Annotated in this window: 16 protein-coding genes; 3 read left to right on the top strand and 13 right to left on the bottom strand. The window is 37.5% G+C overall.

What is annotated here, in order from left to right; translation table 11 throughout:
• The first annotated feature begins 39 nt into the window (after nt 1-39).
• Nucleotides 40-438, top strand: a complete 399-nt coding sequence (gene mscL / locus V7183_RS22355; protein ID WP_097899543.1) for a large conductance mechanosensitive channel protein MscL — start codon at nt 40-42, stop codon at nt 436-438.
• A 47-nt stretch (nt 439-485) separates the two neighbouring features.
• Here mscL and V7183_RS22350 read toward each other — a convergent pair whose 3' ends face one another.
• The 3 genes from V7183_RS22350 to V7183_RS22340 form a co-directional block, all read right to left on the bottom strand.
• Nucleotides 486-758: a DUF3917 domain-containing protein gene (locus V7183_RS22350; protein WP_097899542.1), complete on the bottom strand. Its 273-nt coding sequence runs from the start codon at nt 756-758 to the stop codon at nt 486-488.
• Nucleotides 759-892: 134 nt separating this feature from the next.
• Nucleotides 893-1,903, bottom strand: coding sequence for a catabolite control protein A (gene ccpA / locus V7183_RS22345; protein ID WP_438825192.1), 1,011 nt, complete (start codon nt 1,901-1,903; stop codon nt 893-895).
• Nucleotides 1,904-2,169: 266 nt separating this feature from the next.
• Nucleotides 2,170-3,240 (bottom strand): bifunctional 3-deoxy-7-phosphoheptulonate synthase/chorismate mutase, encoded by a 1,071-nt coding sequence (locus V7183_RS22340; protein WP_097899540.1) that lies wholly within the window; start codon nt 3,238-3,240, stop codon nt 2,170-2,172.
• A 343-nt stretch (nt 3,241-3,583) separates the two neighbouring features.
• Here V7183_RS22340 and V7183_RS22335 point away from each other — a divergent pair, with 343 nt between their 5' ends.
• The gene (locus tag V7183_RS22335; protein WP_335360882.1) at nt 3,584-3,868 is read left to right on the top strand and encodes a hypothetical protein; all 285 of its coding nucleotides are present in this window, start codon (nt 3,584-3,586) and stop codon (nt 3,866-3,868) included.
• A 43-nt stretch (nt 3,869-3,911) separates the two neighbouring features.
• Here the strand turns inward: V7183_RS22335 and ytxJ are convergent, their stop codons facing one another.
• Entirely contained in the window at nt 3,912-4,238 is a 327-nt protein-coding gene (gene ytxJ / locus V7183_RS22330) for a bacillithiol system redox-active protein YtxJ (protein WP_335360881.1), read from the bottom strand.
• A gap of 1 nt (nt 4,239) precedes the next feature.
• Nucleotides 4,240-4,788, bottom strand: a complete 549-nt coding sequence (locus V7183_RS22325) for a DUF948 domain-containing protein (RefSeq protein ID WP_335360880.1) — start codon at nt 4,786-4,788, stop codon at nt 4,240-4,242.
• Between the two features lie 142 nt (nt 4,789-4,930).
• Here V7183_RS22325 and V7183_RS22320 point away from each other — a divergent pair, with 142 nt between their 5' ends.
• Nucleotides 4,931-6,046: an aminopeptidase gene (locus V7183_RS22320; protein WP_097899536.1), complete on the top strand. Its 1,116-nt coding sequence runs from the start codon at nt 4,931-4,933 to the stop codon at nt 6,044-6,046.
• A 361-nt stretch (nt 6,047-6,407) separates the two neighbouring features.
• Here the strand turns inward: V7183_RS22320 and V7183_RS22315 are convergent, their stop codons facing one another.
• The 8 genes from V7183_RS22315 to V7183_RS22280 form a co-directional block, all read right to left on the bottom strand.
• Nucleotides 6,408-6,806, bottom strand: a complete 399-nt coding sequence (locus tag V7183_RS22315; RefSeq protein ID WP_335360879.1) for a PH domain-containing protein — start codon at nt 6,804-6,806, stop codon at nt 6,408-6,410.
• A 90-nt stretch (nt 6,807-6,896) separates the two neighbouring features.
• Nucleotides 6,897-7,388 carry a GNAT family N-acetyltransferase gene (locus V7183_RS22310; RefSeq protein ID WP_335360878.1) on the bottom strand — a complete coding sequence of 164 codons (492 nt, stop codon included), beginning with the start codon at nt 7,386-7,388 and terminating at the stop codon, nt 6,897-6,899.
• A complete protein-coding gene (locus V7183_RS22305) occupies nt 7,385-7,933 on the bottom strand; it encodes a GNAT family N-acetyltransferase (protein WP_335360877.1) in 549 nt (182 codons plus the stop codon). Before V7183_RS22305 ends, V7183_RS22310 begins: the two co-directional genes overlap by 4 nt.
• A 55-nt stretch (nt 7,934-7,988) precedes the next feature.
• The gene (locus V7183_RS22300; RefSeq protein WP_335360876.1) at nt 7,989-8,897 is read right to left on the bottom strand and encodes a DMT family transporter; all 909 of its coding nucleotides are present in this window, start codon (nt 8,895-8,897) and stop codon (nt 7,989-7,991) included.
• The gene (locus V7183_RS22295) at nt 8,887-9,300 is read right to left on the bottom strand and encodes a MerR family transcriptional regulator (RefSeq protein WP_335360875.1); all 414 of its coding nucleotides are present in this window, start codon (nt 9,298-9,300) and stop codon (nt 8,887-8,889) included. Before V7183_RS22295 ends, V7183_RS22300 begins: the two co-directional genes overlap by 11 nt.
• Nucleotides 9,301-9,539: 239 nt before the next feature.
• Nucleotides 9,540-10,850 carry a UDP-N-acetylmuramate--L-alanine ligase gene (gene murC / locus V7183_RS22290; protein ID WP_335360874.1) on the bottom strand — a complete coding sequence of 437 codons (1,311 nt, stop codon included), beginning with the start codon at nt 10,848-10,850 and terminating at the stop codon, nt 9,540-9,542.
• 279 nt (nt 10,851-11,129) lie between these two features.
• The gene (locus V7183_RS22285) at nt 11,130-12,248 is read right to left on the bottom strand and encodes a nicotinate phosphoribosyltransferase (RefSeq protein WP_335360873.1); all 1,119 of its coding nucleotides are present in this window, start codon (nt 12,246-12,248) and stop codon (nt 11,130-11,132) included.
• A 60-nt stretch (nt 12,249-12,308) separates the two neighbouring features.
• A partial coding sequence (locus tag V7183_RS22280; protein WP_335360872.1) for a DNA translocase FtsK occupies nt 12,309-14,435 on the bottom strand: 2,127 nt, incomplete at its 5' end.

Raw genomic sequence — 14,435 nt, 5'->3', positions numbered from 1 at the left:
AAATTTCATAGTGAATCGTAGAAAGGATGGGAATTATACATGTGGAACGAGTTTAAAAAGTTCGCCTTAAAAGGGAACGTCCTAGATTTAGCTGTCGGGGTTGTCATCGGTGGTGCATTTGGTAAAATTGTTTCTTCATTAGTAGGCGATGTTATCATGCCATTAGTTGGATTACTACTTGGTGGAGTAAACTTCACAGGGCTTTCCTTTACATTTGGAAAGGCTGTTGTAAAATACGGTGTATTCATTCAAACGGTTGTTGACTTCTTAATTATCGCATTCTCTATCTTCTTATTCATTAAGCTGTTCAATAAATTAGCATTCAAAAAAGAAGAAGAAAAGAAAGAAGAAGTACCAAAACCAACAAAAGAAGAAATACTTCTTGGCGAAATTCGCGACCTATTGAAACAACAAAATGCTTCAAAAGACAACGCATAATTGAACGGACAAAAGGCATGCCCGGTGGGACATGCCTTTTTTATATCTTATAACGTTTCAGAATTCATATGAATGAACAAAATAATACCGGCAACCATTAATACCATAATTGAACCTGCAAATAATGTAATTCCTACAAATACAAAATTTGCACTCAAGCTGACTGAAACATTTTTTATAAAAATAGAAGTTACATACGTGATAAGGGCAATTCCGGCAAGAATACTTCCTGGAATAAATCGCTTTAAACCATTTTGTTTTAACGTCATATAAGCAAAAAAAGCAGTCATGCAAAGCGTAATTATCCAAAGAACGATCATTTCTTCTCCTCCCCTCACAACCCTTTTCTTTCTATTATACATGACATTGCGTTGTAATAGGGAAAATTACTCTTAAGCGACGTATGATTGAAACAAAAAAACTCACAGCACCACGCTGCGAGTTCTTTCTATTCTTACTTCGTTGAATTTCTAAATTGAATACGGTGAGGTAAGATAACTGTATGATCTTCTACTTTTTCTTTGTTCATATATTTTGTTAATAGACGCATTGCTACTGCACCGATGTCATACATTGGTTGTACAACTGTTGACAGTTGTGGGCGCACCATTAATGCAAGGCGTGTGTTATCAAAGCCAAGTACTTCTATGTCTTCTGGTACATTTAGTCCAGCATCTTGTACCGCATGGATTACACCTAATGCCATTTCGTCTGAAGACACGAAGATTGCTGTTGGTTTTTGATCAAGTCCCCAAAGCTTTTCAAATGCTTCTAGACCTGAGTCATATGTGTAATCTCCATCAATTACAAGCTCTTCATCATATGCAATACCAGCTTCTTCTAAAGCCTTTTTATAACCTTGTAATTTCTTTGCACTTCCCGCTTTGTCGATGAAAGGACCAGATACGAAGCCGATACGTTTATGACCCTTTTCGAGGAAATGCTTCATTGCATCATAAGCTGCTTGTGTATAATCAATATTTACTGATGGCGTCTCATTTTGCTCATCAAATGATGCAGCTAGTACGATTGGTACTGGAGACTTTTTAAACTCTTCTACATGGGCGTCTGTAATATCTTCACCCATAAATACAATCCCGTCCACTTGTTTCCCAAGCATTGTATTTAATAAGTGGAACTCTTTTTCTTTATTTTGATCAGAGTTACTCAAAATGATGTTATATTTATACATTGTTGCGATATCTTCAATTCCGCGTGCAAGTTCTGCATAAAACGTATTTGAGATATCTGGAATAATAACACCTACTGTAGTTGTCTTTTTACTTGCTAGTCCACGTGCTACCGCATTTGGACGGTATCCTAAGCGATCAATTGCTTCTAATACTTTCTTTCTTGTTGTAGGTTTTACGTTTGGGTTACCGTTTACAACACGTGATACGGTTGCCATTGAAACGTTTGCTTCGCGCGCTACATCATAGATTGTTACGTTCATCTCTTTGCACACTCCTTCTATATTATGTTATCTATTTTTATGTATCGGTTCACTTGAATGAAAAAAAGACATCAACTCTATTTGAAGATGTCGCCAATCGTCCCGAGTCCTTTTACTAATGATACGATAAAAATACAGGCTCATACAATATTTTCCCGCAAAAGTTTCGAAAAAATTCGCTTCTTTTCTCGTATTTTCGTATTTTTTATACAAAAAAGGATATTTTCTGTAAAAAGTCTATGCAACCAATGTCGCATAGACGAAAAAAGAATGATCTATTATCTACCGCGAAATGCTTTTAATTCTTTCATAAACTCATTGAATTCTGGAATATCCATTTGTTGTGCTGAATCTGATAACGCAACAGCTGGATCAGGATGCACTTCAGCCATAACCGCGTCAGCTCCGATTGCCATCGCTGCTTTTGCAGTCGGTAACAGAAGATCACGACGCCCTGTAGAATGCGTTACATCGACTACAACAGGTAAATGCGTCTCTTTCTTTAAAATCGGAACAGCGGAAATATCTAGCGTGTTACGCGTTGCTTTCTCATATGTTCGGATGCCGCGCTCGCATAAAATAATATCGCCGTTCCCTTGTGCAATAATATATTCTGCCGCATATATAAACTCTTCAATTGTTGCGGATAAACCTCGTTTTAATAATACTGGTTTTTTCACAGCACCCGCAGCTTTAAGCAGTTCAAAGTTTTGCATATTGCGCGCTCCAATTTGAATGACATCTACATAATCTAATGCCATTTCAATATCATTTGGATTTAAGATTTCACTAATAACGGCTAAATCATATTCGTCTGCAACTTGGCGTAAAATCTTCAGTCCTTCTACACCAAGACCTTGAAAATCATAAGGAGATGTACGAGGTTTAAATGCACCACCGCGCATCAATTTTAAACCTTGTTCTTTCATCGCTTCGGCAACTTGACGTACTTGCTCATAGCTTTCTACTGCACATGGCCCCATAATAAAATGCGGATTACCATCGCCAATTTTTTCACCTTTTATATCAACAATTGTATCTTCTGCTTTCTTCTTACGTGAAACAAGAAGCGCTTTGCGGTGATCATCTTCTTGTAATTCCAGGCTTGACTGAAAAATTTGTTTAAAAATGTGCTGAAGAGTCGATGTTTCAAATGGTCCATCGTTATTTTCTGCAATTAAATCAAGCATGCTTCTTTCACGTACAGGGTCAAATCGTTTTACACCTTGCACTTCTTTTAATTTACCGACTTCTTGAACAAGACGACCTCTTTCATTTAGTAATTCTAAAATTTGTAGATTCATTTGGTCAATTTGAGAACGTAAACGATCTAATTCTTGTGATGCCATAAGAAAGCCACCTCTTTCAAAATTGTTTATATATGTTACATTACTTGTATTATCACGTTTAAGCTAACTTATTATATCGAATAGACGTGAGGTTGTCACATGATATACATTGCACTCGGAATCGTTCTCTTATTTCCTTAGGAAAAAAGCTTTGTTACCATCCATTCCAAAAATATATTTGAAGGTTTTCATACGATATGAAGAGAATAAATAACAAAAATTAAAAGCTTACGCTACTATGTCATATTGCAGTAAGCAACTCCATTTTCGACACTACTAAGAAATGAAGAACATACTATTTCTAATCCTATATACATAATATATGAGAGAAAGGACGTGTGTTATGGATACTACGTTACTCGAGATTTTAGGAAATCTCATCACTCAATTGGAAGCTGCAGAGCGTTTTCCAACAGAAGAGAAAATCAATGAAAATTTAAAGCGTTTAAGAAATGAACACTGGTTTCAACCTTTATTCGCTAAATATATGCAGCTTTTTTTAGAAAACAGGGATATTCGCTTAGTTGTAGGTTTTGCAAAACTCGATAAAATATTGAATAACGAAAAAAAACAAAAGAATTTCCAAGAAACCCTTTTGTATCTTCTTAAACGTAAGAGCCCGCGTTAAATCATTTCCATAAAAAGAAGCAAGCATATTCGCTTGCTTCTCCCTACTTCACATTCTCTTCTAAAGCTGACTTCTTAATATTCCAATGGGACGTATGCCATACTGCGATCCCATCTTTTATGTATAGCACTTGTGGAGATTCATGTTTAATACCGAAGTGTTCTGCAATACGGTTCGAAACCTCTCTCGCATCTTGTACGAATAAATAATATGCTGGTGTTTCTTTTGCCTCATTACAATACGCCTGAAATTCTGTATATGCGCCGTGGCTAATTGGGCATGTTGTACTATGTTTGAAAAGAATATATGGCTCTGGCTGTTCTAATAATGCTTCAAATTCTTCCATTGTTTCAATTTTTGTCATGCTCACGTTACTCACCTCTCATCCGAATTGGAAGTCTAGAGCGCTTCTCTTTCTTTTCTGCTTTCTCTAACTTCTTCTCCGCTTTTTCTAGCTTTTTCTCTTGTCTAGTCGCTCGAAAATGATTATATACTTCAATCGCCGCACTACTCCATTGTACAACTTGCGCTACTTTATCCGCATTGTTCTCAATTTCATTCGTAACAGAATCCGATACATTCCGAAGCTTCGTATTTAAAGAATGAATTGTCGTTCCGATTCCATCTACACCTTCTACTACTTTATTTAATGACTGGGACTTTTGTTGAATATCATCAGCTAACGCGTTCGTTTTATGTAATAATTGCTCCGTTTCTACGCTTATCCCTTGCATTTGCTTCTCTAATCCTTCTAGCGTGCTTGCGACGTTTTCAAGCGTCTTTTGAACCGATAATAACGTTCTGCATGCATATACCACCAATACAGCGAAAGCAACTGCAATAATAGCTGCACTTACATATAAAAGAACTTGCATCTCATCACTTCCTTTATCTTTTTCATACTTTCTCCTATTATACAATCATTTTCTGTTTCGTTCTAATCCTTGTAGTTCCATTAGAATTTTCATACTTATTCGTCAAATGTAACATAAATCATTAAACAAATTCCAGCAAGTAGGTTACAATAAGAAAGGATACACAATTAGTAGGGAGGCTTTACATATGAAAGATCCACGTATTGAAAAGTTAGCGCATAATTTAATTAACTACTCAATCCGCTTACAAAAGGGCGAAAAAGTATTAATCGAAAACTTTGGTTTACAAAAAGAACTTGTAACTGCACTTGTAAAAGAAGCATATGCAGCTGGTGGTTTCCCATTCGTTTCATTAAAAGATCATCAAGTAGACCGCTCTTTATTAATGGGTGCTACTGAAGAACACTTCGAGCAAATCGCTGCATATGAAGCAAGCGTAATGAAAGACATGGATGCTTACATCGGTCTTCGCTCAGGCGATAACATTAACGAACAAGCAGACGTTCCAAGTGAACGCATGAAAATCCATGGTCAAACAGTTGGTAAAAAAGTACATAGAGACATCCGTGTTCCAAAAACACGCTGGGTTGTTCTTCGCTATCCAAATGCATCTATGGCACAACTTGCAAAAATGAGCACAGAAGCTTTTGAAGACTTCTACTTCGAAGTATGTAACTTAGATTACGGTAAAATGGATAAGGCAATGGATAGCCTTGTTGCATTAATGAATAAAACAGATAAAGTTCGCTTAACTGGCCCTGGAACTGACTTAACATTCTCTATTAAAGACATTCCAGCTATTAAATGTTCTGGTCATTTAAACATTCCAGACGGTGAAGTATACTCTGCACCAGTTCGCGATTCTGTTAACGGTACAGTTTCTTACAATACACCATCACCTTACAATGGTTATACATTTGAAAATGTACAACTTAAATTCGAGAATGGCCAAATCATTGAAGCAACTGCAAACGATACAGAACGCATCAACAAAATCTTTGATACAGATGAAGGCGCGCGCTACGTTGGTGAGTTCGCAATCGGCGTAAACCCATACATCTTACATCCAATGGGCGACATCCTATTTGATGAAAAAATCGACGGCAGCTTCCACTTCACTCCTGGACAAGCTTACGACGATGCATGGAACGGCAACAACTCTAACATCCACTGGGATTTAGTATGTATCCAACGCCCTGAATACGGCGGCGGTGAAATCTACTTCGACGACGTATTAATCCGTAAAGACGGACGCTTCGTTGTACCTGAATTAGAAGCTTTAAATCCTGAGAACTTAAAATAAAAATAAAAGAACGTTCCTTTTGAAGGGAGCGTTCTTTTACATATTGCACTTTTCAATTTTCTGCTCCTTACTTCTTATTTGACGAGCATGATAATAAAGTGAAACTTTAATCAGTGGGGGATTTTCTTCATCCCCCACTGATTATTAGTTGAACGAATCGGGCTTTTACGGTCAGTTGATCCCCCACCTAACTTCTTTGCTTTTGCTGAATTTTGAGGTGGGGGTCTTACTGCCCGCAAATAGCGGGATAAAACAAAAGTACAACTGCTAAAATACCTACTGCTATCGAATACAAAGGACCTGCACCATCAATATTTCGAAATAAAATAACAGTCTAATATGTTTCGTTACCCGCCTTCCATTATGCTCTCACATCTATTTTTACATGTGGATTTGCTTCTTGAATGAGTGCCAAAAACTTTTCTTTATTTTGCGGCATAGCGATCATATGCACTTTGTATTGGTTTGTTGTAATTTCGAGTGATTTTCCAACTTGGCGGACAACTCTGACATCGGATAGTGCAATGTCATCATTTAATATCCCGTACTTTAGTACACCATTTTCTACAGTATGTTTTTTAATAAACGCTTCCCAAACAACAGGGACATTGACAATGAAACAAATTGCCATTCCAATCAGTGCTGATCCCCAGTTTCCTTTGTTGATTATAAACATTCCGATTGGATAAACAACCATAAGAATTAACATCACACTTACCAAAATCATAATTGGCTTGCTTCTTTGGATAGGAAAGTTCATACTATCACCTCTTACCTAAATAATACCATATTCGACATGTTCATTAACAAAAAAATAGAGATCATTCTCCATTTGAATGATCTCTATTTTTCATAAACCATACCTATAAAATTTCTTATCTACTTGAAGCACGGGAAAACTCTCTGGTAACTCTTCCATCTTGATACTCTGAAATCCATTTTTTTCGTAGAAATGATGCGCCGCTAAAAATTGCACTGTCGTTCCTAAATAAATACCTTCTAAGCCTCTTTCTTTCGCCCAAGAGATAGCTGTTTGGAGTAACATGCTCGCCGCCCCCGACACCTTGCCTCGAAATTCTTTTTTCACAAACATTTTTCTTAAAGCTACTTGCTTATTTCCAATGTCCAATAAGGCTACAGTTCCAACTACTTTACCATCATATGTTGCCACCCAAAAATTGCCGTTATCTCTTTGATAAAACTCCTCAATCTCTAGTAAATCTGGCTGCTCTTCCTTTGTAATTGGCACATTATATTCTTTTTGCTGAATGTGAACGATTAAATCAACCACTTCCGATTGGTACTTACTTTCATATGGTGTAATAAAAACAGTATTATTCATCGAATCTCCTTCCATTCTGAAGCTAGTAAACTATAGACAGCGATATCATGAAAATGGTCATATAGCCATTCTTCCTCTCTTAAAATGCCGTCTAACTTAAAACCTAAACGTTCTGGAATTGCGCGGCTTTTCTGATTGTCTATCCCGCAACGAATTTCTATCTTATTCAATTGTAATTCTTCAAACGCATAGCGAAGCACCGCTTTTACACTTCGCGTCATAATTCCTTTTCCTCCTGCTTCTTCTGCAAGATAATACCCAAGACTCGTTGCTTTCTTTGCCCAACTTATCTCGTGAATCCCTACCATCCCAACAAGCTTTCCTTTATAACGTATCCCTGTCTCAAAACCGTCTCCAGCCGCAAATCTCTTTAGCCACATCGGAAGAATTTCGTCATATGCATCAGCGGATTTTGTCCCATCTACCCACGGAAGCCATTTTCTTAAATGCTCCCTGTTTTGATCTACTAATTGATATAACTCTTCTTTATGATGTTTTTCTAACAATTGCAGTTCAATTTCATCATCGACTCGAAGTGCAAACATTTCGTTATCCCCTTTTATATTTTCTTATTATTCTAACATTTACAGATAAAAAATGTTATACATTCATGCTTTCTCTTTTTGATTTTATGGCAAGAAAACCTGAAGAATATAGGACTCCTGTAATAACTAAAATCATTCCTAGACATTGTGCAGTTGTTATATTTACTCCTTCGGCAAAAGAAATAAGCATCGTAACAACAGGAACTAAATTAAAGAATAAAGAGGTTTTTGCCGCTCCAATTTGCGCGATTCCTTTATTCCACCAGAGGTAACCAAGTACACTCATTCCGATCGCCATAAATAAGATAGATAGCCATGCGAATAGAGGAACTTCTGGAATTGGCACTACACTTTTCTGCATGAAAGATACCATAATAAAAGCAAGCGCTCCAACCGTCATTGTATATGTTGTTGTTTGCAGCGGGTTCCCGTTCTTAATAAACTTTCTACCTAGCACACCATATAAACCCCAGCAAATATTCCCTAATAAAATATAGAAATCACCTTTTGAAAATGCTAAATTTTGTAGCGCTGAAAACGCCCCTTGCGTAATAACGAAAATGACTCCAAGCAGTGCAAATAACATTCCGATAGCTTGCCGTTTTACAATTCGTTCTCGCAAAATTACACTTGCCAATATTGTTGTAACAAGCGGATTCGTTGCCATAATAAGCGAACCATTTATCGCTTCTGTATGTTTCATTCCTAGGAAGAAAAAGAAGTTAAAACCAAATACACCAACTAAACCTAGCAAAACATAATAGCCAATATTTTGTTTCCATATTTCTCGTTCAAAGTTCTTTCTTACTATCAAAATACATAGCATCACAAAAGCAGCGATTCCAAAACGCCACGCGGCAATGTGAACCGCTGAAAAATATTGTACTGCGTATTTCGATACATTAAATGTCCCGCCCGTAAAGAGTGCAAAACCTAGCAACTGAAGATACACTTTATTTTTCATTGTCATCCTCCAAGGCTTTGCCTTCTAAGAAACCATAATAAATTTCTAATTTATCCTCTGTTAGTTCTACTACACGCTCTAGTTGCTCTTGCTGTTCTTTTAAGCGTTCCAAATGACTCGTTAAAATCATAATACGTTTTTTTATTTTGGCTGGCACTTCCTCTTTTCTTTGCCTAATTTCTTCTATAATGCATCCATCACTTGCAAACTCCCCCATCTCTTCTAGTGACATACCCGTTTGTTTTAACGAATATAAAAATTTTAATAAGCGTACATCAGCCTCTGTATATTGGCGAATACCACTATTTCGTGTTGGTGGTGGTAATAATCCTAACTTTTCATAATAGCGAAGCGTATGAATACTCATCCCCGTTAACTCTGCTACTTCACCAATCTTATACATATTATCTCCCCCTTGTTTTTCACATTCTTATCTTACAACCTAGAGTTAACTCTAGGTCAACACGTAAAAATAGATTGGTGAGGCACCAATCTATCAGCGATTTTTCAATATATCGATCGTAACTCCAATTATATCGACGTTTCAACAAGGAATATCGACTTACTGACTAAATTCGACACCAGCACAAGCCCCAACAGCACACAAAAAAAGACGCACAGCTCAGCTGTGCGCCTTTCTTCTTACTTCTCTGCAACTTGCACTTCTTTCACGTAAGCCGCTTCGAATTTTTGAATATCACCTGCGCCCATGAAAATAAGAACGCCGTTTTTATGTTTCTTTAATACATTCGTTGTTGTATCAGTAATCAATTCTGCACCATCAATACGTTTTTGCAGATCTTGAATTGTTAAGTCACCTTTGTTTTCACGTGCTGATCCAAAAATATCACATAAATATACTTGGTCAGCTTTGCTTAGACTTTCTGCAAACTCATCTAAGAATTTTTCTGTACGTGAGAATGTATGCGGCTGGAAGACAGCGACAATTTCACGCTCTGGATGCTTTTGACGAGCAGCTTCAATCGTTGCATTAATTTCTGTCGGATGGTGTGCATAATCATCGATGATGACTTGTTCTCCCATCGGTTTTTCATTAAAGCGACGTTTTACGCCTTCAAAAGTAGTTAGTTGATGTTTTACTACCTCTACATCAACATTTTCATAATGGCAAAGCGCAATAACTGCTAATGCATTTAATACGCTGTGATTTCCGTATCCTGTAATTTTGAACGTTTCATAATACGTATTACGAACGAATACATCAAATACAGTACCGTCTGTTCTCTTTTGAATGTTACGAGCTTGGAAATCATTATCTTCACCAAATCCATAGAAAATAACAGGTACTTTCGCTTGAATTTTTTGAAGTTCTTCATCATCACCACATGCAATAATCCCTTTTTTCACTTGCAATGCCATCTCTTGGAATGCACTAAATACATCATTGATGTCTGCAAAGTAATCTGGATGATCAAAATCAATATTTGTCATAATTGCATAGTCTGGATAATACGACAAGAAATGACGACGATACTCACAAGCTTCAAACACAAAATACTTACTATTTTCTACCCCATGCCCTGTTCCATCTCCAATAAGGTAAGATGTTGGGTTTGCACCTTGCATTACATGGGCTAATAAACCTGTCGTTGATGTTTTTCCATGCGCACCTGTTACCGCAACACTTGTATACTTACTCATAAGATCCCCTAAAAAATGATGGTAACGGTGTACTGGGATATTTAATTCTTTTGCTGCCACAATCTCTTCATGCGTATCAGGAAATGCATTTCCTGCGATAATCACTTGTCCTTCTTTTACATTGTTTTTATCAAAAGGAAGGATGGAGATACCACGCTTTTCCAATGCTGTTTGTGTAAAGAAACGCTTTTCATAATCAGACCCTTGAACAGTATGCTTCATGTCATGAAGAATTTGTGCTAATGAACTCATTCCTGTCCCTTTAATTCCTACAAAATGGTAAACTGTCATCTTAAAGAACCTCCAACATTTCGAACTAATACAACGGCCTATCTATAAGACAGTATATGAATCTTTTCTTATTTTGGTAATCATCATACATTTTCGATAAAGCGGAACTTTCATCAATGCCGTTTTTCTCTCCATTCATGATTTGCTCTCGCCAATCGGGATAAACACGTACGTACTTCTTTTATGTCCATAACAAACCTATTATAGCAAAAAACAAGCCGTGATACTATGATAACAGAAAAACTGATAGGGTCAATTTCCTATCAGTTTCTCCTCTTCTTATATTTCTTCTCTTTTTTCTAATTGAACAAGCTCTAGACGTGGGTTTGGACGGTATTTACGTCCAGCTTTCGCCTCCGGTTTACCATTTAATTCCACGTTATCACCTGTAAAGCCAATGTTCATTTTTAATAAGCTGCTGCCTACTCCATATAAATCTACAGGAACATTTTGCGCTTCAAATTCACGAATACGTTTTTCATCAAATCCACCAGTTACAACAATATCTACATGCTGGAATCCTTCCTCATCAAGCGCTTTACGAAGCGCGAAAACAAGGGATGGATTTACACCACGCGGATCAAATGTTCCAAGTACTTCTGGATGACGAATGAAATATTGATCAATCATTGTACGTGATGTATCAATGCGCACGCCTTTTAATTCTGAACCAAATTCGCGTGCAACGCGAAGTCCATCTGTAATCACATCATTGTTATAGTCAATCAGTACAACGAGGTCATCCTCTGGAAACTTTTTATAATATGCTTTTGCAGCTTCTACAACATCACCATTAAACATTTGAATTAATGCGTGTGGCATTGTCCCCATTCCACTCTTACCCCACCATTCATTCATTGCATGTGTTGCTTGTGCACTCATGCCACCAATATACGCAGCATACCCATCACCAGCTTGCTGTGTATAATGATCATCACGGTCTCCCATGAAAATAACTGGTTTTTCTTTTTCACCGCTACGAGCAGCTTGTACAACATTATATACATTTGTTGCAACAGATGTACGACGAGCTAAAATCCCATCGATTACACCTTCTAAAAACCCGAAATATTCATAAGGTCCTGTAATTGTTAAAACTGTTTCAAACGGCTGAATTTTGTCTCCATCCTTTAAAGAATGAATCTCAAGCTCTTCTGGATGTTCAGCGAATGTTTGTAACAATGCTAACACTTCATCTGTTCCGCAAAGTACCGCATGTTCTTTTTGGAAGAATTGCATCGTTACAACACTTTTCGGGCGAAATTCTTGAATAATATCACGAGTTTTTAAAAAGTAAACGGCAGAGAACCAGCCTTCTCCAACTCGTTCATCAAATTTAAATGTTTTATTTGTTAGTCGATTCATTTCACCTTTTAATTTTAATTCAATTTCTTTCATGTCGTTTACTCCCTACTTTACTATCCAACATTTTCTCTTAGTATACAGCAAAACCGCTTCCTATACATTCGTTTCCTGCATAGCAGCAAATTCATCCTCTGAAATAAGGACATCTCTTGGTTTTGTTCCCCTTGCTTCAGAAATAATCCCTTGTGCTTCCATCTCTTCAATAAGACGTGCCGCACGATTATAACCGATGCGGAATTTTCTCTGTACAGAAGATGTGGACGCCCCCCCTTGTTCTACAACAAATTGACATGCATCAACAAACAGTTCATCTTCGGCTTCATGTTGCTCTGTTTTCGCCAATAAATCCTCTTGCTTAAATAAGTAGTTTGGTTTCATTTGTTTTTTCACATGTTCAACTGATTTTTCAATTTCATCATCTGATACGTATACGCCTTGCACACGAACTGGTTTAGACGTACCGTTTCCTAAAAATAGCATATCACCGCGGCCAAGTAATTTTTCCGCGCCCCCAATGTCAATAATTGTACGTGAATCCACTTGAGATGATACTGTAAACGCAATACGCGTTGGAATATTTGATTTAATTAACCCTGTAATAACATCTACAGATGGACGCTGCGTTGCAACTAATAAATGAATACCACAAGCACGTGCTTTTTGTGCAATGCGGCAAATTGCTTCCTCAACATCGCCAGGAGCAACCATCATTAAATCAGCTAACTCATCAATAACAATGACGATATATGGCAATGTCTCACCTGGAATTTCTCGTCCACTTACAATTGTATTATAGCGAGTTAAATCACGAGCTCCAGCATGTGCAAACAATTCATAGCGACGTTCCATCTCATCAACTGCCCACTTTAACGCTGCTGTAGCTGCTTTCACATCTGTAATAACAGGTGCTACAAGATGCGGAACAGCATTGTATGGTGCAAGCTCAACCATTTTTGGATCAATTAGCATCAATTTCACTTCATGTGGTTTCGCTTTATATAAAATACTCGTTAAGATCGCATTAATGCACACGCTTTTCCCTGAACCAGTCGCACCAGCAATCAGTCCATGTGGCATCTTTCGAATGTCCGTTACAATCGGTGCCCCAGAAATATCAAGCCCAAGTGCAACTGTAAGCGGTGATTCACTCTGTGTAAACACAGGACTTCTTAAAATCTCTCTTAGGAATACAGGTTTACTTTCTTTATTCGGAACTTCAATTCCGATTGCACTTTTCCCTGGAATCGGTGCTTCAATTCGAATATCTTTTGCAGCTAAGTTCAGCTTAATATCATCGCTTAAGTTTGTAATTTTATTTACCTTCACACCAGGATTAGGTTGTACTTCAAAGCGAGTTACCGCCGGTCCTTGTGAAACATTAATAACATGAGCTCCAACATTGAAATTATTAAACGTCGTATCTAATAACGCTTTTTGTTCTTCTAACCATTCCGTATTATCTAACGCTGCTTGACTCGGAATTGTCAACAATGTTAATGGTGGCATCGCATATTCAGGCGGCGTTTGCAGTACATTACGCACATCATTCACTCTTTGCGCTACAACGTATGCTTTTTCTTGTACTTCTACATTTGAAGCAGGTGCTGACACTTTCATTTGTTGAACAGGTTGTTCTGTTACTTGAGATTCCGCTACGACTTGTTGCATTGCTCTCTCTTCCACTTGTGGTTCCACTGCGACTTGTTGTACTGGTCTCTCTTCTACTTGAGATTCCACTACGACTTGTTGCACTAGTCTTTCTTCTACTTGAGATTCCACTGCTGCTTGTTGCATTGTCTCTTTCTCTTCTATCCGTTGTCCTACAGGAGCTTGCGCTGTATTCATTCTTGCTGCATATTTTTCCATTAGTTTCTTTCTATCTTGTTTCAACATCACAACATTAAACGGTACATGACGTTTTTTCTCACGCTTCGGCTCTTCTTTTTGCTTAGCAGGAGCAGAATTTTCTTCAACAACTGCTTTCTTTTCTTCTACCTCTTCTATTAAGACATTTGCAAAGTCTTGAACATCTTTCTTCGTTTGCTCATCTGCTTCTGAAGTTGGCACGAACACATCGTTTTCTTCTTTCAAATCGATTGTTTCTTGCTCAACAATAACAGTTTGTTCTGTAATCGTTGTATCTTCTAGAAGTTTTGGTTCCGTTGCTTCTTCTGCTTCCGCTACTAGTTCTTCTTCAGATACTTCCTCTGTTTCTTCTAC

Source organism: Bacillus sp. JJ1127 (assembly GCF_036965845.1).
In the GTDB taxonomy this organism is placed as follows: Bacteria; Bacillota; Bacilli; order Bacillales; family Bacillaceae_G; genus Bacillus_A.
This window is presented reverse-complemented; position numbering and strand designations above follow the sequence as displayed.